Annotated in this window: 12 protein-coding genes; 7 read left to right on the top strand and 5 right to left on the bottom strand. The window is 46.6% G+C overall.

Annotated features, from left to right (window positions below; genetic code table 11):
* Positions 1-11: 11 nt before the first annotated feature.
* The 7 genes from HP570_RS19980 to HP570_RS19950 all read left to right on the top strand — a co-directional run bounded on the left by HP570_RS19980 (position 12) and on the right by HP570_RS19950 (position 14,906).
* Positions 12-3,269, top strand: coding sequence for a 3-keto-alpha-glucoside-1,2-lyase-like domain-containing protein (locus HP570_RS19980; RefSeq protein ID WP_309139204.1), 3,258 nt, complete (start codon positions 12-14; stop codon positions 3,267-3,269).
* Between the two features lie 11 nt (positions 3,270-3,280).
* Positions 3,281-7,897 (top strand): hypothetical protein, encoded by a 4,617-nt coding sequence (locus HP570_RS19975; protein WP_173626872.1) that lies wholly within the window; start codon positions 3,281-3,283, stop codon positions 7,895-7,897.
* 12 nt (positions 7,898-7,909) lie between these two features.
* Complete coding sequence (locus HP570_RS19970; protein WP_173626871.1) at positions 7,910-9,058, top strand: beta-xylosidase family glycoside hydrolase; 1,149 nt, start codon at positions 7,910-7,912, stop codon at positions 9,056-9,058.
* A gap of 20 nt (positions 9,059-9,078) precedes the next feature.
* Positions 9,079-11,565: a galactose-binding domain-containing protein gene (locus HP570_RS19965; protein WP_254495385.1), complete on the top strand. Its 2,487-nt coding sequence runs from the start codon at positions 9,079-9,081 to the stop codon at positions 11,563-11,565.
* Positions 11,565-14,000: a hyaluronate lyase N-terminal domain-containing protein gene (locus HP570_RS19960; RefSeq protein WP_173626870.1), complete on the top strand. Its 2,436-nt coding sequence runs from the start codon at positions 11,565-11,567 to the stop codon at positions 13,998-14,000. Before HP570_RS19965 ends, HP570_RS19960 begins: the two co-directional genes overlap by 1 nt.
* An 86-nt stretch (positions 14,001-14,086) precedes the next feature.
* Positions 14,087-14,440, top strand: a complete 354-nt coding sequence (locus HP570_RS19955; protein ID WP_017249740.1) for a hypothetical protein — start codon at positions 14,087-14,089, stop codon at positions 14,438-14,440.
* Between the two features lie 178 nt (positions 14,441-14,618).
* A complete protein-coding gene (locus HP570_RS19950) occupies positions 14,619-14,906 on the top strand; it encodes a hypothetical protein (protein WP_012684371.1) in 288 nt (95 codons plus the stop codon).
* Positions 14,907-14,997: 91 nt separating this feature from the next.
* On the opposite strand, the gene HP570_RS19945 is transcribed toward HP570_RS19950, so the two are convergent.
* The 5 genes from HP570_RS19945 to HP570_RS19925 are packed head-to-tail and all read right to left on the bottom strand — an operon-like array spanning position 14,998 to position 20,012.
* Positions 14,998-16,134, bottom strand: coding sequence for a M20 family metallopeptidase (locus HP570_RS19945; protein WP_016741236.1), 1,137 nt, complete (start codon positions 16,132-16,134; stop codon positions 14,998-15,000).
* 12 nt (positions 16,135-16,146) lie between these two features.
* The gene (locus HP570_RS19940; protein WP_012684369.1) at positions 16,147-16,947 is read right to left on the bottom strand and encodes an ABC transporter permease; all 801 of its coding nucleotides are present in this window, start codon (positions 16,945-16,947) and stop codon (positions 16,147-16,149) included.
* Positions 16,944-17,786: an ABC transporter permease gene (locus HP570_RS19935; RefSeq protein ID WP_173626869.1), complete on the bottom strand. Its 843-nt coding sequence runs from the start codon at positions 17,784-17,786 to the stop codon at positions 16,944-16,946. Before HP570_RS19935 ends, HP570_RS19940 begins: the two co-directional genes overlap by 4 nt.
* A gap of 3 nt (positions 17,787-17,789) precedes the next feature.
* Positions 17,790-18,884 (bottom strand): ABC transporter ATP-binding protein, encoded by a 1,095-nt coding sequence (locus tag HP570_RS19930; protein ID WP_064201867.1) that lies wholly within the window; start codon positions 18,882-18,884, stop codon positions 17,790-17,792.
* A 9-nt stretch (positions 18,885-18,893) separates the two neighbouring features.
* A complete protein-coding gene (locus HP570_RS19925; RefSeq protein ID WP_173626868.1) occupies positions 18,894-20,012 on the bottom strand; it encodes an ABC transporter substrate-binding protein in 1,119 nt (372 codons plus the stop codon).
* Positions 20,013-20,094 lie beyond the last annotated feature (82 nt).

Raw genomic sequence — 20,094 nt, 5'->3', positions numbered from 1 at the left:
CTTTTTGGGAGGTGAACCATTTGACCGGGATTTCTTCTCTAGCAGCCTATCAATTCAGACTTGCAGATCACTACGCTTCTATTCGCAACTATATCGGAAAAGTAACTTTCACGACTTCGCCCTCCCGTAAGTATTCCTTCGTCTATATTCCCTACGGACAAAGTGCCAGTATGGTCATGCTAGATTATTTGCTCGCGAATCGGAAATCGTTTGCCGCTGACCTTCAAGACTCCTTGCAGGATATGATCCGGAATGATACTAGCATGGCCAATCCCATGGAGCTGGTCGTAGTATCCGATCGCTCGCCGCTGAAAGAGAGCTTGCTCCAAGACGAGACCTTGGATGCTGACCGAATCATTAAGCAACCGCTACAAGTCATTCGTCGTGTTCATTTCTCAGATCGGATTAAAGCAGCAGGAATGGCAAAGCTCAATCCAGCCCAAATGTCCGTACGTGTGCATAAAGATGAGCTGCATATTGATTTACCGCCAGCATCGGCAAGTCGTTCCATATCGTCAGAAGCTGTCGTCAGGAAAGAACAACCTGGAGCAACACGAACCGAACGTTTCGCCGGAAAAAAGATAGACGAGTGGTTCACGGGAGAGCGTACCTCCACGTTCGATTTATTCGTCAATACCGAAAGAAGCTTGGCTGAGCGAAAGTTTTGGGCTTCTCTGTTTGTGCAGATGGAAAGAGAATACGCAACCAGATCGATCACTCAACACCTATCTATTGAGAACAGCCTACCTCTTTCCAACCGCAACAACAGACATACCATGTTTACGGATTGGTCTCGTTCCATTGGCGAGCGACATACTTCCTTCCAGATGACCCGACACTTCGTGCAAGCCTTCCTCCGGATGAAAACAAAGCCGACGAAAGTGCTTCGCGACATGGACTGGGCTTACCTCAAAGCCCGTCAGTATGACGCCTTGCTGCACTTCCTTCACCGTGCCAGCAGGCTCGCTACGCAAGATTTAGCGATCCATCGGGCTTCTACAGGTTTTCGAACCATGCTCCAAGGTGGTTCCCTTTTACAGAATCGCGACTGGGGCTATCGAGATTTTACGCGTCTTCTCTCTCTCGATTCCTTTTCACCAACAGCCTTCCGACCATACCAAAATGACCTGTTCATCAATCGGTCTCGACTATATGCTACTCGTCCCTCTCAATCCCTAGGCACACTCATCACGGAATATGCTCTTGGTAATCGAGACGTAGTTTCAGAGCTCGCTATTTTCCTATCACAGATTACGGGAACCCGAACGATTCAAACAGATGCTTCGCTCATGACCTATCTGGAACAAAGCTCCCGACACAACAGTCCCCTCTTGTTCGTTCCCAATCCCATCAATGATTCCCTTCGAGAGAAAACCAATCCGCTCTGGATTCCCCAGCACTTCGAACTCGGAAAGAAAGATCTTTCTCGTCCCACTTCAATCATCAAGGATGACCTTCGCGCAGATCGCAAGCTCGTACATGCTGCTCATCTTTGGGAAAAGGAACGCGCCATCGATCTTAGTGGGGGCAAAGCACCTAAGCCATCCTTTTATCAGGATGAGGATGACATTTTCGCCAATCTGGAAAATGTACGCCCAAGTCTCCTGACAGAAGAAATGATCTTCGCAACCATCTTACGCTTACTGCCCGCTCATCTTTTGGAAGACATCCTTGGTTCCAAAGAATTTCCTTCCCACCTGATGGACGACATGATTTTTGCCTCGCGCCTGACAGACGGCCAAAGCATTCTGGAAGCACTGATGGAATGGGCGCTGACCAACAAAACTTTCGATGCTTACGTGGATGAGGAATTTTTGGAGGGTGTGCGGACACGGGTTCAGGCATTGATCGAATCTGAGGTCATTTTCAGTAAAGCGTTGCAAGACAGGGCCGGCATTCTTTCCTTTGAGACATGGGAGTCCACCCGTCAGAATGAGATTCTCTCCCATCTGGAGGAAGATGGGGTTGCAGGAAAACGGGAAGTATGGCTCCCTTCAACGGTTGAAGAGGTGGAAATCACCAGCCAAATGGAGGCAGCTCCTTCATCCCTTACAGAAGCACTAGTCGGCGAAGATGTATTCCGTCCAGCCGAGCTGCAAATTGAGAATCCTTTTGGTTACATGGAACCCGATCCGTCCTTTTTGTTCGACGAGCATACAGCCCGTAAATCCGCTCACGCCAGCGACCTTGACGAGTTGCCGGTCACCGCACTGTTGCGCAGCAGAATCACGGAATTGTGCAGCGGCTATCTCTTCGCTACCTCCCCGCATGAACGAGCCAGTTACCTCGTCGATTTATACGATGAGGCAGAAAAAAGCGCGCGTGATGGAGAACTACAAGACGATGAATGGCAAAAGTATGCCAAGCTCGCGTTGGAACAAACGGTATTGCATGAGCAACTAATTGCCTATCAGCCGGAAGCAGCTGCTCATTTGTTCGAATCCATCCTCAGTTACAAGCTACCAGATCAAGCAGTTATCAACGCGGATTGGGTCGCTTCCAACCAAGAGCGCGCTACCTCGTTGCTCACCCAAATCATGGGTAAAAAAGAACTCGCAGATGCCGTCATCCTGGAATACTTGGCTGGTCAATTGGATCATAGAAAAGGGCATATCGAGAAACCATTACTTTCTGTTCGCGACTACAAGAAAGCATGGGCAGATCGTATAGAAGAAATAGGACAAGGTTTGGTCTACGACTACTCCAACGATGTACTCGAGGCTGAGCACGATCCCGAGCATTGGTCAGGTGGTTTTTCTGTTCCAGAAGCGTACGATCCCCACGATCCATTCAATGCGTACTATCCATGGACGACGGATATGAATGCACTCGCGATGGGGCAAGACAACTGGACTCGTTTTGGCTCTGGCAGTTGGGAGCATAATCGCGACCAAGGCACTTTTACCCACCCAAAAGGCTCCAGTGGCATGAGTGGCTTCATTCGAAACGACTTTACCTATACAGACTATCAGTTTGAGGTCGATTTCAAAGTAGATGAACCCGCAGATGGAGACAGCGCCGGTATCGTGTTCAAATATCACAACGACCAGAACTACTGGATGTTCGTCGTCAGTGACGGAAGCGCAAGCGGTATGCCGCGACCCATGCAGCTTTTTAAGGTAGAGAATGGCAGATCAACCATGTACTCTACCCCGATGAACCCGTTTGCCTGGGAAAAAGAGAAATGGTACACGCTGCGTGTTTGGGTTACGGGTAACCGCATCCGCGTCTGGGTAGATCATAACCTGCAATACGATTTTACGGATTAGAGGTGATCATTTTGGGTCATACGTTTGGCATTTTTTCTAAATCAGTGGGCAACGTCACATTCGGAAAAATGCGCTCCTCATTGGTAGAGGGCGCATTCCACCCGAATCATCCGGACAATCCGGACAGCCCCAATCGTCCTCGTGCAGAGGATCGTTATGCCGGGTATCAGAATCCGCTTTTGGGCGATCCCGGCAAAGGTCAGATTGGTCGTTGGCAGACGGTCAATCTCGACTCTCTCGAAAGCGTAATCGATCAGATGATAGAGCAATTTGTCCGGGACAAAAATTGGTACGCCAAAGTTCGTTGCCGCGAAGCGCTTTGGAACATGTATCGTCGCCTGGAATGGTGGGTCAACCAGCAAATCGATCCGCAAAAAAACGACTACCAGCGTGCCTTGCTCATGGTACGCGATTGCATTTACAAAATCCTAAAAAACGCCGAGCAGCCGGATGGAACCCATCAAAATGTTTCGCTGCCAGTTTGTCCAGCTCCTTACTATCATCACTTTAGCGGTTACTATCTCAATCATTACGATGCCATCGATAAAGAAGTCCCTACATTTGATATGCGGACTCTCCCGCTGTCAGATAAGTTTCACGGCCTTTTCCGTTATGTCTCCTCGACGGAAGATCAGGAATGGAAGATGGTTCACTCTGTCGGTTCCAGTGAGATGGCGGGGAATGAAAATATCATGAAACTGGATGTGACCACTCTCAAGCACGGTAATTCCAGCAAAGTGACTTTTCAGTGGCGCTTTAAAAAGCAAGGCTTTATTCGTTTTAAATACATGGCTAGCACCGCTCCTGGCGATGGGTTGCTGTTTTTTATCAACAACAATCAGGTTGGCGGGGAATGGAATCAGAACAACAGCTGGCAGGAAGGGAAATTTCACGTCAAGCCGGGGCAGACTTATAAGTTTGATTGGTTTGTTCGGCGGATGAGTGATCGGCGGTTTGGGAAGAATGCCGTTTATGTTAAAGATGTGGAGTGTGTTGAGGTGGTGCAGAGCTTGGATGAGCAGACGCCTCCGGATGTGGATACGTTGGGGGATGCAGCTTATAACATTCCTGGGTGGGAATGGTTAACCTATTCCGATTCGAGTAAAATGTCCACCTTTTTCTCAGGAATTGTTGGAACAAGTTCGAGAAGAGTCCAACGAGTAATGGATAGCGACTGTGCAGGGGATTTTAGCTTCGAATACCGAATGGGGACAAATGACCTCCCCTATACAGAAGAGTCTCTCATGTTTTTCGACGACACTTTTACATCCACCAACCAGTCTGGCTCCGGTAAAAAGGGGAGTACAGTTCATTCGACACATGGCTGGCAGTGGTCTTTGGATGGAAGACAATCATCTACAGACGAAGATAATGCAGTTATTACTTATACTGTAACTGTCGGAGACGATTGCACCGTAGATTTGACTGGTGATATTCAAATGATTTGCCCTCCACTTGAGATTGACCATTATGAAGAACGCTCAACTTATTTGAGAGAACCAGATGGATTCTCGCTTTCTGGTGAAAACAAATGGACTTGGAAAACAATTGGAGGTGTGGGCACAGGGTTCCACATGGAGGACCCCATTGTAACAGGAACTGGAGATGTCACACGAGTCATACATTTAGAAGCGGATGGCTGGATGGAGTTTAGCTTTTTTCACAGACTGCGTCCATCTGAAACCTTTTCTGTGATCGTTAACGGAGAAGAAGTTCTTAGCTCCCTTGAAAATGAATCTGCGAAAAACGTACGAGTCCCCCTTTCCCAAGGAACCAATACTGTTACCTTCCGAATTCATGATACTTCCACGGAAGAACCCCTAGAAAATGAATATACGGGGGAATTTTCATATGGCTCCTCTCGTGGAAAACACCGCACACCGATGGGGAGCTATATCGAAGTAGACCGTGACTGGCGGACGGATGGTGATTCTAGCTATACGGACAACGATGGAGATGAAAATGTCTACAAGGTTTACCTAAATCCTGGTACTACTTTTGAACTTACAGAGGACTTAGCATTAAGAAGCTTGGTGGATGAATCTGCTCATGAAAATGAATATACTGAGATCTTTTCTGAAGACTTTAACTCCCAAGATCATTACGCTAAAGAAATCCGAGTGGAAGACCACTGGGAATGGGAAGATATTGTAACCCGCTATAACGGCCCTGGTCATGGTGGTGACGGTGTGCTTAAGGTTGAAAATAAAGATGGGACAACAAATCGATTATATGTTGAGGACATCGACTTAGCCGAAGATGGATACGTGAAATTTGAGTATGGTGGTTCTTTTTCAAAGTATGAGAAGCTAAAGCTGTATCGTAATGGAACGCTAATCTGGTCGGGTAGAGAAAGCACCTCCGATCCTTTGGGGACAACGGTTATTGTTCCGCTTCCTTCTGGCAAGCAAACGTTAAAGTGGCAATTTGAGGATCACGATAAGGTGAAAATTCCTGAGCGAGATTATAAACCGCCTACAAGACCAGATCCTGTAGTAGCTGGCGAGAAATGCTATCCTAAAGGAAGTCAGACAGTACCAATAGATTACTCAGAACCAACTGCTCACAAGCACTATATATATACTCCTCGAAAGGCACACCTATATTCACGTTCTGGCAGAATTTATTCTGAAGGTTCTACCCCAATTGGCCATGCTATTTCAAAGGATAAGATGAGTGTATACAGAGCAATCTGTGCATCTTCCGTTGGAACAGCGAAATATACGGAAACGCTTAAGATTTTAGCTGGGAAAGGTACAGTTGTTCAAGACTCCTATAATGTTCCTGTAACATGGCAATTTAGCCCACATAAAAATGCAAAAATAAAAACCCCAATTCATTACAAGTCTACTTACGTTATTACTTCACAACAGGTAGCACCGTATAAAGACAGTGCGGGTTCTGTACCTACTGCTTGGTATGTCATCTTTAAAAGTGTTGGTGATGAAAAAATAACCATTAATTTTGATTATCAATACTATGTTTACGAACTTGATAATGGACAAAATAATTCAAGTGGCGGGAAACAAACCTATGTCAGACGTATGGAAGGATGGGGTTACTTAGGAAAATTTGAGGAAGGGAAATTAATAACCTCAGAAACATTGGGTCAGCTTACTAAAAAAGATAATATCGGTTCGATTCAAAATCCTCTCCAAATAAAAGATTGGGGAAGTTCCAAACCATATAAGATGAATCCTCTGTACATTAAAGATCGAGGTACCTATGCTATTGCATTCAGATTTTATGATATTTTTAGAGAAGATTCCGGACTCGGTAAAAATAACTGGCCTTTCTACATGGCGATCAAAGATTTAAAAATAACTTCTAATAAGCCTCATAAGTTAACAGAGGAATATGATAATACAGCAGTCGAAGTATTCGTTATGCGTAGATTTGACGGAAAGACTATTTCAAGAAAAATCTATTCTACAGAAGGTAAAGAAAGTGTTGAACACATTATTACAGTTGATGTCCCTCAAGATAAAACGTATTCTGTCCAATACCGCCTCTTAAAGGGTGAAAGCAATCGCGGAGGAAAATATGACGATGGTGGGATGTTTATTGTCAGTAACGGAAACATGGTAGAGACCTGGGTTGACTATTGTTCAGACAAATTAAATCACTTCTACCCCAAAAATAAGTCCCCCTATGAACCTAATACACCTCCTTCTTTTGACGAAATTATCCCTGATGATTCTTGGTGTTGGATTGATACCATTGCAATTCGTGAAGGAAAAAAGAAACCGTGCCGCGACGCTCGTGTAAGGGTCAGAATATATGATGATGACGATAATCAGCTAATATCAGAAAGAACTTACAACGACTTTGATGATATCCAGTCAATACGCGCACGTATAAAAAATGATAGTTTAGAAGGGAAAAACTATTCGATAAAAATCAAATTTGATTCTGACTGTGATGTTGAAGCACGTCTAAGTAATGGTCAGTATACATTTCAAGATAAGTTCCCGCTCAAACCTTCAAGCGCCTTTATTTATGCCTTTAAAACAACGGCAAATGTGCCTATTTGGATGGGAGGATGTAATGGAAGTAAATTACATGTGAACATGTATGACGAAAATGATCATTTACTTCAATCCAACACTTTAGCAGTTTCAGACTTTTATAGCTTCTCTTTTTCAAATCTAGTAAAACAACGAAATTCCAAAGTAAGAGTCGAAATAAAAACGGAACAACGTGGTCAGATAAGCACGTGGACAGGAAAAAAGTACTTTTCTCTTTTTCGGGTGCGCTCGTTCAATGCTACTGAAAACTGGAGTCTTAAAGCCGCTCCGTTTAATAGCAGACTAGATTTTTATATAGATGGTACACTTGCTGGCTCATATACTAACCAACATGGAGTACCCGTATTTCCTGTCTCCAAGGGTAGACACACATACAGATGGGTCTTTACGACAAACGGCACCGAAGATGTTTGGGATTATTGTGAAATTGACTTCATTAGACTCAGTAATTGGATCTGCGACAAGGTCCTCGTCACCCCCTACTGCGATCCCGGCAGCGGAGACAAATGCGTCGAAGCACTGATCAAATGCTTGCTCGCGATCTGGAAACAACGCCCTGAGGCATGTGTGATTGGCAAACGAATATGGCTATTTACGTAAGGAGGTACTTCTATGAGTGTAGTTTCTCGGCGTAAATCGGGGTTTCTCTTCGAGGATTCTTTCGATTCTCTTACCCTCGATTCCAAGTGGAACATGACACCAAATGACTCTTCAAGGTGGTCGCTATCAGACGCACCAGGCTCGCTCCGTTTAAAAGGCGGAGCCGAGCCGCTTCAACTCTTTTTAGAAACACTTACCCCCATGAAACAATTCGTCCTCGATATGAAAAATTCATACAATCCGAAAGCTTCCGGAAGCACAGGCGGATTGACTGTCTTCATAAACCACAATGATTTTTTCCACGTCGAAGAGTATTACGATGCATCACAAGGCACTGCGAAAACCTTCCCCTGGCTTCGATTAATACGCGATTACAATACCTACACCGCGTATTGGTCCGAGGACGGAGCCATCTGGCACATCATTGGTTCGGAGGAATTTAACCGCCTTGCTCCCAAAATCGGTATGTTTCTCAACAGCAGCGCTACAGACGACTATCTGGACATGGAACACGTCCGCGTTTTCTCCCTCCCCACTCTCACAGTCTCAAACCTCTCTCCTGGCATCCGCGTGGAGCTGCTCGATTCCACTGGAGCCGCTGTCGACTCTAAAACGTGTCGGACAAGCCAAACATCCATTCACTTTGATATGACTCAGCATCCTATTCCTTTCACTGGCTCCCTCCGTTTTGCAGAAGCAGACGGAAAAACAACCATTAGCTCCAGCGACCAGATCGAAATGTGGGGCGGAGACGAATACGACTTTTCCCCCTCTCTCACCCTCTTTTTTATCGATGGCGAAGGAAGGGAAGTCCACCTGCAAGACAACACGGAGGAGTTTCTCGGTCATATGCTCCAAGGCCAGTATAGGGAAGTGAAAATGATCGCCCGAAATACGATGCATCATGGGACTTTTACAGGTATCCAAGGGGTTCTCACCTCCTATGCAGGTACCGATCAATACAAGCGGCTAGTAGATGTCGCTACAGACAAAAACGGAGTGCCTGGTACGTGGGGCGACGCCTTCACCCTGCCAGATACTGCCGCAGGAAATGAACAAGTTTTCTGGACACGGATTTCCCGTGAGACTGATCCATCCCTCGTAGATAAAACGACGCATGTCCATTTTGGGCTCAATTTGTCCGCCGTTTATACCAAATAAATCGAAAAGGAGCTGAACGTATGTCGGTCAGAATCACCCGAACAGGCACCGAAGTCGTCCTCGATCATAATGAGTTGGCCAACAAGGGAAAACGTACCCACGCCGAAATCGACTCCTACCTCCAGGAGCTGGATGACGCTAGAGAAGATAAACCGAGCTTACAGGATAAATTCCGTGAGCTAAAAGACAAAGACGCTGAACAGGATCGTCAGCTTGATGCCGTGAAAGGTGCTGTTTCTACCTTTCAAACGGGTCTGAATACGTTATCGTCAGCGGTCAGTGCGGCAGAAGCGAAAAATCAGACGCAAGATCTCCGTCTGTCACAAGTCGAACAAAAAAACGCACAGCAAGACCAAGCCATTTTAAAGCTGCAAAGCGATGTATCCTCTAACCCGAACGCCGAGGTGGTCGCTGCACGCCGGGATCGGGATGGGAAGACCTTTCCCAGTCTGAAAGCTCGGTTGGATGATTTGCAGGGGAAGATTGGTACAGGCGGTGGCGGGGGAAATAATGGGGGAGCCTCGAGCAGCTCCTTTGATTTACAGACCCCTATCAATATTTTGCTGAATACCTTCCGTGATGCGGAGACACATAACAGATCAGCCTATCGTCAAAACAACATGTATGTAGATGTATTTAGCGATTCCTCAGGAATTGATATCGAGAAGTCATCTTCTTTTGCCATTATAAATGGTACTGTCTCACCCGGGCTTTACGATACAAACATCATCATGTCCAGTCCAACTGAACCCGCCCCTTATCACGTAACCTCGTCTAGTGAAACATCTGGTTACCCTGGATGGATGGGAATCAACGGAAATTTAACTGATTCCTTTTATACAGATGGAGCGACTCCTCCGGCAGAAGGTCATTGGTGGCAAATTGACTTTTTCGTCCCCAAAATTATTACGAAGGTCGCAATACGAGCTATTGGAATCTCGGCTGGACAGTACGGTCTTGCCACGTTTACTCTGCAAGGTTCACAAGACAATACGAATTGGACAGATTTATACGTAGGATCTCATGCAAACACAGGTTCAGAGTTAGAACACAGCTTTACGAATACCTCTGCATACCGCTATTACCGTCTGGCCAAGCTTCGCAGTTATCGTAGTGCAAACACGGTAATTTATACCGGTTGGCACGAGATTAAATTCTATGAAATTATTGACGCTGTTACTCTCGTGACTAAGGCAGTTAACGTTGGACGCTCTCCAAAGAAGATTATTACAACTGCGGAGTATACTGACACAGTCACCTTCGACCTGACCCTCGATGGAACAACTTGGGTAAACAACATCGAATTAAACAAGCTAATCGATACCTCTTCACTAAAAGGTACAAACCTCCAATTACGAGCTAACATACCGTCTACAGGCAGTTTAAAATCTTTAGGATTTACTTGGTATGACGACAGTATGCTTGTTGAGATGCCCGGTAATGAAGGGGGAGGCAACGATCGTAGCACCACCAAACCGTTAGTTGACGTTGTTGCCGCTACTAATATTTTGCGGAATGCTTATCGTACTTTGGAAGGCGCGAATCAGGGAGCATCGGTTCGGCATAATTTGTATGCTGATGCTTTTGTAGATTTATCTGGGGTCGATTTATCTAAATCAGAAGCATTTCAAATCCAAAATGGAAAGTTTACCAAAGCTGCTGGAGTACCTTTCTCTTGGAAGGACCTGGGCGTCCAAACCGCTTCATCTCTTGGAGATTGGAATAATAATAGCACCAGTTTTAGACCTTACAAATCAAATGGTACGACCCCAACCTATGCCGTTGAAAAAATCGCTGACGATAATGCTATTGCAACACCAGGTGGATATTCTGATTACTGGCTTCAAGGCGGTACAAGTGCTGACTTATTCATGAAATGGGTAACACCTGTAGAAATATATAGAATCATTCTTTGGATGAATGGCAGTTTAGGACAAAACGGACACGATTATTGCGACCATCAAATTTTTGTCAAAAATCCATCAACGGCTAAATGGGAAGCAGTTACTCCAAGGATTAATCTCGCTTCTAAGACCGATAAAGGAGTACATGGTGACGGTTCATGGCACTACCCCATCAACCTAGACCATCTCGTTAATGAAGTCAAAGTAACTGTCTGGAATAAAAGCTCATATATGACCGTTACTGAGGTACAAATATTACAGGCATCTGAAAAAAATCCTGTCATGGTTTCCAAACCGATTCCATTGGCAAAAGCTCCGACCCATCTTGTTCTGGATGCAGAGTACGAGGGCAGTATCGGCATTGATTTGTCACTCGATGGAGGAACCACGTTCACAGCTGGTGTTCCATTGAATCAACTAGTTGATTTAAGCACTTTCCTACCAGGTACATCCCTAGTCATGCGCGCCAACCTTAGTGAAAAAGCAGTCCTCTATAGCATTGGCTGTATTTGGTATGACAAAGACACTCTCCCCACTTATACCGATACAGTAGGCGGTAGCAGTGGCTCCACGATCACCGAAGTAGATGGAGGTACATTCTAATGACACTACCAATCAAACTAAAACGCGGTTTAAAAGCGAATCTCCCCTCCGCTGCTTCAGCGGGGGAGCCTCTTTTTACTACGGATACCCATGAACTTTTTGTCGGAACAGGTGAAAGTGTAGTCCCAATCGCAGCATCTGATCCCACTCTTGCAAATCGAGTAGAAGAGCTTGAAATGCACAGAAGTACCGTCGTCAACACCTACTCCGAAGAATTTAATACATTGGCTTTTGTCGACTCCGAAAAGACAACAGCTGGAATTGTAGGAGGAAGAGTAGCTCCTACCGTTACCCCTGATTTTACTGAAGACTTCAGCACTACGAACTACTTTGACGAGTCAAATTCAATGGGAGTTACTGTTAACACAACCAACCGTCTCATCAAGAACACAGCCGGTATAAAAAATGGTATTTTTTATACCAAACCAATTACCGTCCCGAGTACTGACAAAGTAACTATAAACGCTGTATCCAACGAACCTAGCGCATACGCTTTCTCAGAAGCCACTCGCTTTTCTTATTCCGGAAGTGTTTTTTCGCAGCCTATGGGTTTTACAGATCGCACGAATCGTACCTGGAAGGTGGCTCTAGTAAACGGCACAGGGATTTATGCAAAGGTAACAAATCCTGATGGCAGCCTGTCGTTTGAAGGAACGATCTTGCCATTCAAGGGCAATACCCATACTCTTCCTTTTCAAACGGTCGACTATGTTGTGGACTACAACAATCGTGTCTGGTTCTCTATTTCAAATTCATCACTCGGTGGGGTAGTTGGTGCTGTTAATAGCGATGGCACCACTTACAAAGATTGGTATACCCTATATTTAGGAGCAGGAACAGTGATAGCAACATCGATGACTCTAGATAATCAGAATAGGGTATGGGTCTTTCACTCAGTTGCATCTTATACGCGACTTCATGTTTTTAGTAGTGATGGTCTTATAGTTAAGGATTTGACTAATATTCTTACATCCGGTCCATCCGATTACTTGCGCTCAGCCTATGACCCAGTAAGAAACCAAGTTACTCTAGGCATGGTAAACGGAAATTATTTCAAAGTATTTCTTTTCGACAGTTCATTTCAGAGTGTTCGAAATATACAACTAGCAAATGGAGGTAAAGACATCTCCATCGATATGATGTATGACCCCGTCTTAGATAAGTACATCGCCATACAAACAATTTATACGGGCAGTACTAATTCCTACTCAGTTAAGCTTTATTCCCTTCACCCAGAAACACTTGTTCAGACCGCTTCAGTGGTAAACGTCAAAGCAAATTGGGTCTCTAGGCTAGTTGTTGACGGCTCTAATTACCACTTTGTTTACTCATCAGATACTGAGCTAAATAAATACTATCTTGCCACATTTAAAGCTTCCGATTTATCAATGATCGATACTTCAGTCACGGTCTCGCCATTTGCCGGCAAACATTATCCCTTCAAGGATAGCAATGGAGTCCTCCGAACACTCTCTTTGACTACTAGATATGAAGCCAACCAAGCCATTGACGAATATAGTTTTGGAGCATCCAAAGCTACCGTTACTTTAGAAGTAACAAACAACAACGGACTAGAGTGGAGAAATGCTTTTCCCGGCGAAGAGATTACATTCCAAACTCCCTCTACCTCGCTACTTTTACGAGCCAGATTAGACTCACCTACTGAAAACCTTTCTCCTGAACTGTATGGTTATCGTGTAATTACAGGTAGTCTCTCAGGGGAGGTCATCCAAGAGTTTGTAAGCACTAAGCTTCCTTCTGTCTCTCCCGTTGCTTATGCCTCGATTACAGCGGACCAAACACTGCAAGATGGCTCTGTAAACTGGTACCTGTCTAACGACGGCGGCTCTACATGGGAATCCACTGTCTTAGGACGCAAACATTCCTTTAAAAACCCTCTTTATGCAGATTTACGGGTAAAAGCAGTCATTACCTCGCCTTCTGGCTCCGTGAAATCCCCTTCCATCTCTGGTTACACCCTTACCAGCTCCAACCTATTGCTCACCCCAGCCAAAACAGGAACCAACCTAACAGCCACCATGTCCGCCGATCAAACCCTAACTGCCCCCGACACCTTTACCAAAATCAATTTCAACACAACCACCCACGACGAACTTCAACAATTCGATAAAAAACTAAATCGCTTTATTGCAAAGACACCTGGCGACTACCTAATTGTTGGCTCAGCTCGCATCAAAAGCCCAACAACCTCCCCAAACGGTCTGCATCTAGACGTCCGAATCAACGGTCAACTCCATAAAGTCCTCAACAGTATTGTCTCTTATTCCAACCATGCCTGGTGCTTAAACGGCTCAAGCATCGTCCGTTTACAACCCGGCGACTACGTAGAGCTTTTTGGTTACTCTTTTTCTGCCAATGGCGTCATAGAAGCCACCCCCACCTATTCTTACTTCCAAATCAAGCAGTTATGGTAGCATTTTCACTCAAAACACCGTGAAAAATTCCCCAAACTGTCTACTCTATATATAGACCTCACAAGAGAAAGCAGGTGAATAAACGGATGATCCAAACACTACTCAACTCTTCCACTCTCCCCTTGGTAGTATCCAGTGTACTGACGGCAATCGTCACTTATCTGGTTGCACGCCACAACAACAAGAAAGAGTTGATGATAACAGACAGGCAGCAAATCTCACAAGAAAACCAGCAAATTCGCCAGGAGCTTCGTCAGGAAATGGACAAGCTTCGAGAAGAACTCCATGTTTGGCGCAACCGTTGCATGGAGCTTGAAACCATCGTGCAGGAGTGGCGAGATAAATACACGACGCTGGTCGTAGAAAGACAACAGCTAGAGTACCGTGTCAAAGAGCTAGAGACCGAACTAAAAACGTACATGCAAGCGAGGATTTCCTAGATGTTGCCGATCCGGCCGACCTGCTCCACAAGAAGTCATCCACAAAGGTGACATCTACCTGCCTTGGGGCGAAATCTCGCCTCGCGAATTAACTCCCTCCCAAATGAATGACGACTGGATGTTTTCCCCGAAGTACGCCCCGCTCTACTAGCAAAAGGAGGAACAACCTTTGATTGACATGGACCCATTCATTCACAGCCTGAGTCTGCTTACTTTTATGGCAATCTTGATTGAAGCCGTTACCGAAATTTTAAAGAATGCCTTCCCCGTACTAAAAGACCGCTTCACTTATATCCTCTCTATCCTCATTGGCATTTCGCTCTCCCTCGCTTTTCAAGTCAACCCCTTTGGTCTTGAGGGCAGCGGCTACTACGTTTCTGCCGTGCTAGCTGGTATCCTCACCAGCCGCGGAGCGAACTACCTTAATAGCTTTGTGAAAAAGCTAAATACATCCTCGAAACAATAGCCTCTCTTTTTCCACACAAAAAGGCACCTGCCCTGATGCAACCATCTTACGCATCAGGCAGGTGCTTCTTCTCTTTTTCTCTTGCTTCTCTCTATACTTCCTCTATCAACCGCGCCAACAAGGTAGCACGCGTCGATATTTCTCCCAGTTCGATCCATTCATCCGGCGAGTGGGCGTAACCACCTTTTACACCAAGTCCATCCAGCGTCGGGACTCCGCAAGCGGCCGCGAAATTGCCATCGCTGACTCCACCTGTACCCGACTCTTCCAAAGCCATCCCTAGTTCATTGATGCTAATCGATTGTGCAAGGGAAAATAATTTGCCTGTCTCTTCAGTTCGCTCCATCGGCGGTCGGCGAATGCCTCCCTTTACGCTGATGTTTGTACCGGCGAGCACTGGCGTGAGTTCGCTCATTACCTTCTCAATGCGTAGGGCCTCTTCCATCGAGATAAATCTCACGTCAATTTCAGCTTCTGCCGAATCCGCCACGACATTGGAGCCAATCCCGCCCTTGATGACGCCCACATTGACGGTTGTCCCTTTCTCGTAATCGGTCAAGGCATGTAGAAATTGCACCTGTCTCGCCAGCTCTTCAATAGCAGAGACACCTTTTTGATGATCGACGCCCGCGTGTGAGGAAATTCCGCTGACTGCCAAGGTAAAATGGGCGCTTCCCTTCCGCCATGTTTTGAGTGCGCCGCTTGGTTCGGTTGGCGGCTCCAACACAAAGCTCGCCACCGAACGCGCGGCTTCTTCTTCTACCAGTCGGCGAGAAGTCGGGCTGCCGATCTCCTCGTCACTGTTTAATAGGAGTACGATTTTTTTATCTGCTGGCAGGCGATCCAGCTTTACCAATGCCCGCATGGCAAACATTGCTTGCAAAACGCCCGCTTTCATATCGTATACGCCCGGCCCGTACGCTTTTTCATCCCGGATCGCAAACGGTCGGCGAGCCGCCTCTCCTTCTAGCCATACGGTATCGTAATGGCCGATGATGAGGATTTGTTTTTCCCCGTTGCCCAGCGTACAACGCACCTGATCGCCATACGTCTTATTCGGGATCAGCTCAGCTACTCCCCCTGTCAGCCGTTGAAACTGCAGGGCGAACCAGCCCGCCATGCGGTCACCCAACTGTTTGTCACGAGAAGGCGAGTCCATGTTAACTGACTCTTCGAGTAACTGAAGATAGTGGGGCATATTCTCTTGTACATAAGTGTGGATTGACATAGTGCCTCTTCCTTAATGAGATTGTGAATTGAGTCCGAACAGGCGCTCTAGTCCGTACACTTTTTCCAACAAGACGATGAACACCAGACTCAGCAGGATGACCACGGAGGAAATCGAAGCCACCAACGGGTCAAGTGTCTCCTGCATATAGGTGAAAATCGCGAGTGGCAGCGTCGTCGTATCCGGTGCCACCAAGAATAAGGAAACCGTGACATTGTCAAACGACGTCAAGAACGAAAAGATCATCCCCGACACGATGGCCGGACGCAACAGTGGCAACGTAATATCCCAGAACACCCGAAACGGATGGGCCCCCAGCATGTATCCCGCTTTTTCCAGCGTATAATCGAACGAGCTAAGCCCTGTGAGCACCAGCCTAACGACATACGGAATCGAGATCAGCATGTGCGCCAGCAAAAGTCCTGTAAACGTCCCCGCGATACCAATTCGCGTGAAAAACAACAACGCGGAAATCCCAATAATGAGCGAAGGAACGGTAAGCGGTGAAAGCATTAGTGCGTTGATGATGCCGCTCCCACGAAACTTGTATTTGGACAGCGCGAATGCAGCCAATGTCCCTAAGAAAGTCGCCAAAATCGCCGTTACCGTAGCTAGCTTTAGACTGATCCACAGCGAATCGATGAACTCCGGCCGATCCAAAATCATTTCATACCACTGCCACGAAAATCCTTCGGGCGGAAAAGCGAGGTATCCGGCTGCCGTAAAGGAGCTCGGGATAATGACCAGAAACGGCAGATTGACCAAAACAAGCACAAAGAACGTGATGAGTCCGAGTACGTTTATTTTTTTCATGACGCAAACACCTCTTTATACCGCTTGGTTTCAATCAGCTTTGTATACAAAGTCACCAATAGAATCGTGCTACTCAAGAGCAGGAAGGCAAGTGCCGCGCCCAAAGGCCAGTTCAATGTCGCCATGATTTGCTCATAGGCAATGACAGGCAAGACCTTCACGGAAGTGCCGCCCATTAAGGCTGGTGTCACAAAGGCACTCATCGACAAGCTGAACACCAGTGTCGTACCTGCAATAATCCCCGGCAAACACAAGGGTAATGTCACACTGAAAAACGTACGTACGCGGGAAGCCCCCAAAATCGATGCCGCCTTATTCAGGGACGGATCGATGGCATACAAGCTGGTTGCAATCGCCAGAACCATGTAGGCAACAAAGGAATCCGTCAGACCGATCACAATACCGAGCTCGTTGTACAACAGCCGCAACGGTTGATCGATCAGACCCAGACTGATCAACGTCTCATTGATCCACCCTTTTTCCCCCAAAACCACTACCCAACCGAAGTTGCGAATAACAACACTGATGAGGTGAGGGGCCAGGATCAGCATCGTGACGATTCCACGCATTTTCCCTGTAGCCTGCGCCATGTACATCGCTACAGGAAATCCGAGCAAGAGGCTTACCAGTACCGTCCAGAGACTCACGCGAATCGTCCGCCAAAGAATCTCCAAGTAGTACGGATCTTGTATAAATAATGAATAATTGTGCAAAGAGAACGCCTGATTCTCATCCTGAAAGCTGAGCAAAAGCATCATCAGCATCGGGAGGATGAATACGCCAAGCAGCAAAATCATCGCAGGTGCTGTCAACAATGTAACCGAGAGACGCTTGCTCATCCGTCATCCCCTTCCTGCGGGCATGACCAGTACGTCGTCCGCGTTCCATTGACAGTAAACCGTTTGACCTTCTTGGCGGTCCACCGAACTATCGGTCATTTGGACTTTTGCCGAGAGCGTATGCTCCCCGACCTTGACCTCACATTCTGTGTACGAGCCCAGGAAGGAGGCAAGCTGCAAATGTCCTTTTACCCGATTCGCTTCCTCACTGACTGCTGTATCGGTCAGCTTGATTTTCTCTGGTCGGATAAAAATGATCACTTTTTCATGGAGTGCCACGGTTCGCTGTTGCTTTGCCGCCTTCACGAGCATTCCACCAGTCGTCCGCAGCGTGAGTACATCCCCGTCCATTCCGATGACTTCCCCTTCCAAACGGTTCGTCTTACCGATGAAGGTATGTACGAATTCAGAAGCGGGCTGATTGTAAATCTCCAGAGGTGTCCCGATTTGCTCCACGAATCCGTGATTCATGACCACGATGCGATCAGAAAGCGCTAGCGCCTCTTCTTGGTCATGGGTAACGAAAATAGTCGTAACGCCGATTTCGTGATGTAAGCGCTTTAACTCATCGCGAAGCTCTTCCCGAAGTTTGGCATCCAAGTTACTAAGCGGTTCATCCAACAGCAGAAGCGACGGCTCAATAACAAGCGCCCGTGCAATCGCAATCCGCTGGCGTTGTCCGCCGGAAAGTTGTTTCGGATAGCGATCTGCTACGTTTGGCAGCTTGACCAGCCCGAGTACACGATTCACACGCTCTTGCATTTCTTGCTTGTTCACTTTGCGTAATTTCAAGCCGTAGGCGATGTTTTCCGCCACAGTCATATGAGGGAACAACGAGTACGTCTGAAAAACCATGCCCAGCTCCCGTTTGTACGGAGGCACGCCATTCATTCGCTGCCCTTTGATCAAAAGGTCCCCGCCATCCGGGTCCAAAAAACCGGCAATCATATTCAAGGTCGTGGTCTTACCGCAACCAGATGGGCCGAGGAATGAAATGAATTCGCCTTGCTCCACCTGCAGGTTGAAGTTTTGAACCACGACATTGCTTTGAAATTTTTTCATGATGCCGCGCAGTTCAACATCAATCACCTTGGTCACGTAAAATACCTACTTTCCTGTTTTAGGTGCGATTTCTTTGTTAAAGCGATCCAGCCACGCAGATGTTTCCTTGCTCACTACGCTATAGTCGAAGTTGACAACCTTTGTACGATCGAATTCCAATGTTTTCGCTACATCGTCTGGCAGCTTCACAGAGGTTGCCGGATTGTAGTACAGCTTCGTTGCGTACATCGTTTGAATTTCATCTGTCAAAAGGAAATCGACGAATGCTTTTGCCGCTTTTGGACTCTTCGAACCTTTTACCAGCGTAGCTACGTTCGGTACGATGTTTCCGCCCTCTTCAGGGAAAACGAACTCCAATGGTACGCCTGCTTCTTTTTGTGTCAAGCTACGCGCCATTGTCCAAGTGGTGTACGCTGAGCTTTTGTTTTGCAGATTTTGCTGAAGCTGTGCAGCACTCTTCGCAAAGGTCGGCATGTATCCTGCAATCGTTTCCATTTTCTTAAAGCCTTGTTCGATGTCTTTCTCAGACCCGCCATTTGCGTACGCCAGCATGATCATCGTTGAGCGTCCAAAGTTGCTCGCTACGTCTGTCATCGTGATGTAGCCTTTCACTTCAGGCTTCGCTAGGTCATTCCAGGACTTCGGTACAGGCAAGCCTTTTTCTTTTACCAGATCCGCATTATAGGAAATCCCCATCGGCGTGAAGTTTACAACTATACCGCTATCCTCCGTCACACGCAAATCTTCTGGCACGTTTTTCATGTTCGGGATATCTGTTGCGGATACAGTTTCCCACAAGCCTTCTTGACGTCCCTTCTCTTGTTCGCCGCCTTCAACGATTGTCAGGTCGATTTGCGGTGCATTTTTCTGTGCCTTAACCTTCGCTACAATCTCCGTGGAAACACCAGAAACATAGGTCAGCTTTACATTCGGATACTTCTCGTTAAACTTCTTGAAGACTTCATCCTTCATCATCTTTTCAACGGTCGCGCCGTTTCCTGCTACTACCAGTGTGTCTTCCAGCTGAGCTTGTGCTTCGGTGCCGCTATTGTTGCCAGCAGCCGGTGCAGGAGCAGATGTTTGCGGCGTGGAGGAGCCACATCCAGCCAGCAAGGAACCAGTCAAAGCGAAAATGGACAGGACGGATAATGCCTTTTTCTTCATGTAAGTTCGACCCCCGATTGTCTATATTGTTCACGAATAGAGAACAACGTTTCCTATTCGAGAACGATAATGCTATACTAGC

Origin of the sequence: Brevibacillus sp. RS1.1 (assembly GCF_013284365.1) — a bacterium.
GTDB classification, from domain to species: Bacteria; Bacillota; Bacilli; order Brevibacillales; family Brevibacillaceae; genus Brevibacillus; species Brevibacillus brevis_D.
Note: the sequence above shows the minus strand (reverse complement) of the source record. Positions and strands in the feature narration are given on the sequence as shown.

What these genes read in the sequence shown, in the direction of transcription:
- HP570_RS19925 (WP_173626868.1), bottom strand. Translation starts at nt 20,012, where the DNA reads ATGAAGAAAAAGGCATTATCCGTCCTGTCCATTTTCGCTTTGACTGGT.
- HP570_RS19945 (WP_016741236.1), bottom strand. Translation starts at nt 16,134, where the DNA reads ATGTCAATCCACACTTATGTACAAGAGAATATGCCCCACTATCTTCAG.
- HP570_RS19940 (WP_012684369.1), bottom strand. Translation starts at nt 16,947, where the DNA reads ATGAAAAAAATAAACGTACTCGGACTCATCACGTTCTTTGTGCTTGTT.
- HP570_RS19965 (WP_254495385.1), top strand. Translation starts at nt 9,079, where the DNA reads ATGTCGGTCAGAATCACCCGAACAGGCACCGAAGTCGTCCTCGATCAT.
- HP570_RS19970 (WP_173626871.1), top strand. Translation starts at nt 7,910, where the DNA reads ATGAGTGTAGTTTCTCGGCGTAAATCGGGGTTTCTCTTCGAGGATTCT.
- HP570_RS19935 (WP_173626869.1), bottom strand. Translation starts at nt 17,786, where the DNA reads ATGAGCAAGCGTCTCTCGGTTACATTGTTGACAGCACCTGCGATGATT.
- HP570_RS19955 (WP_017249740.1), top strand. Translation starts at nt 14,087, where the DNA reads ATGATCCAAACACTACTCAACTCTTCCACTCTCCCCTTGGTAGTATCC.
- HP570_RS19950 (WP_012684371.1), top strand. Translation starts at nt 14,619, where the DNA reads ATGGACCCATTCATTCACAGCCTGAGTCTGCTTACTTTTATGGCAATC.
- HP570_RS19960 (WP_173626870.1), top strand. Translation starts at nt 11,565, where the DNA reads ATGACACTACCAATCAAACTAAAACGCGGTTTAAAAGCGAATCTCCCC.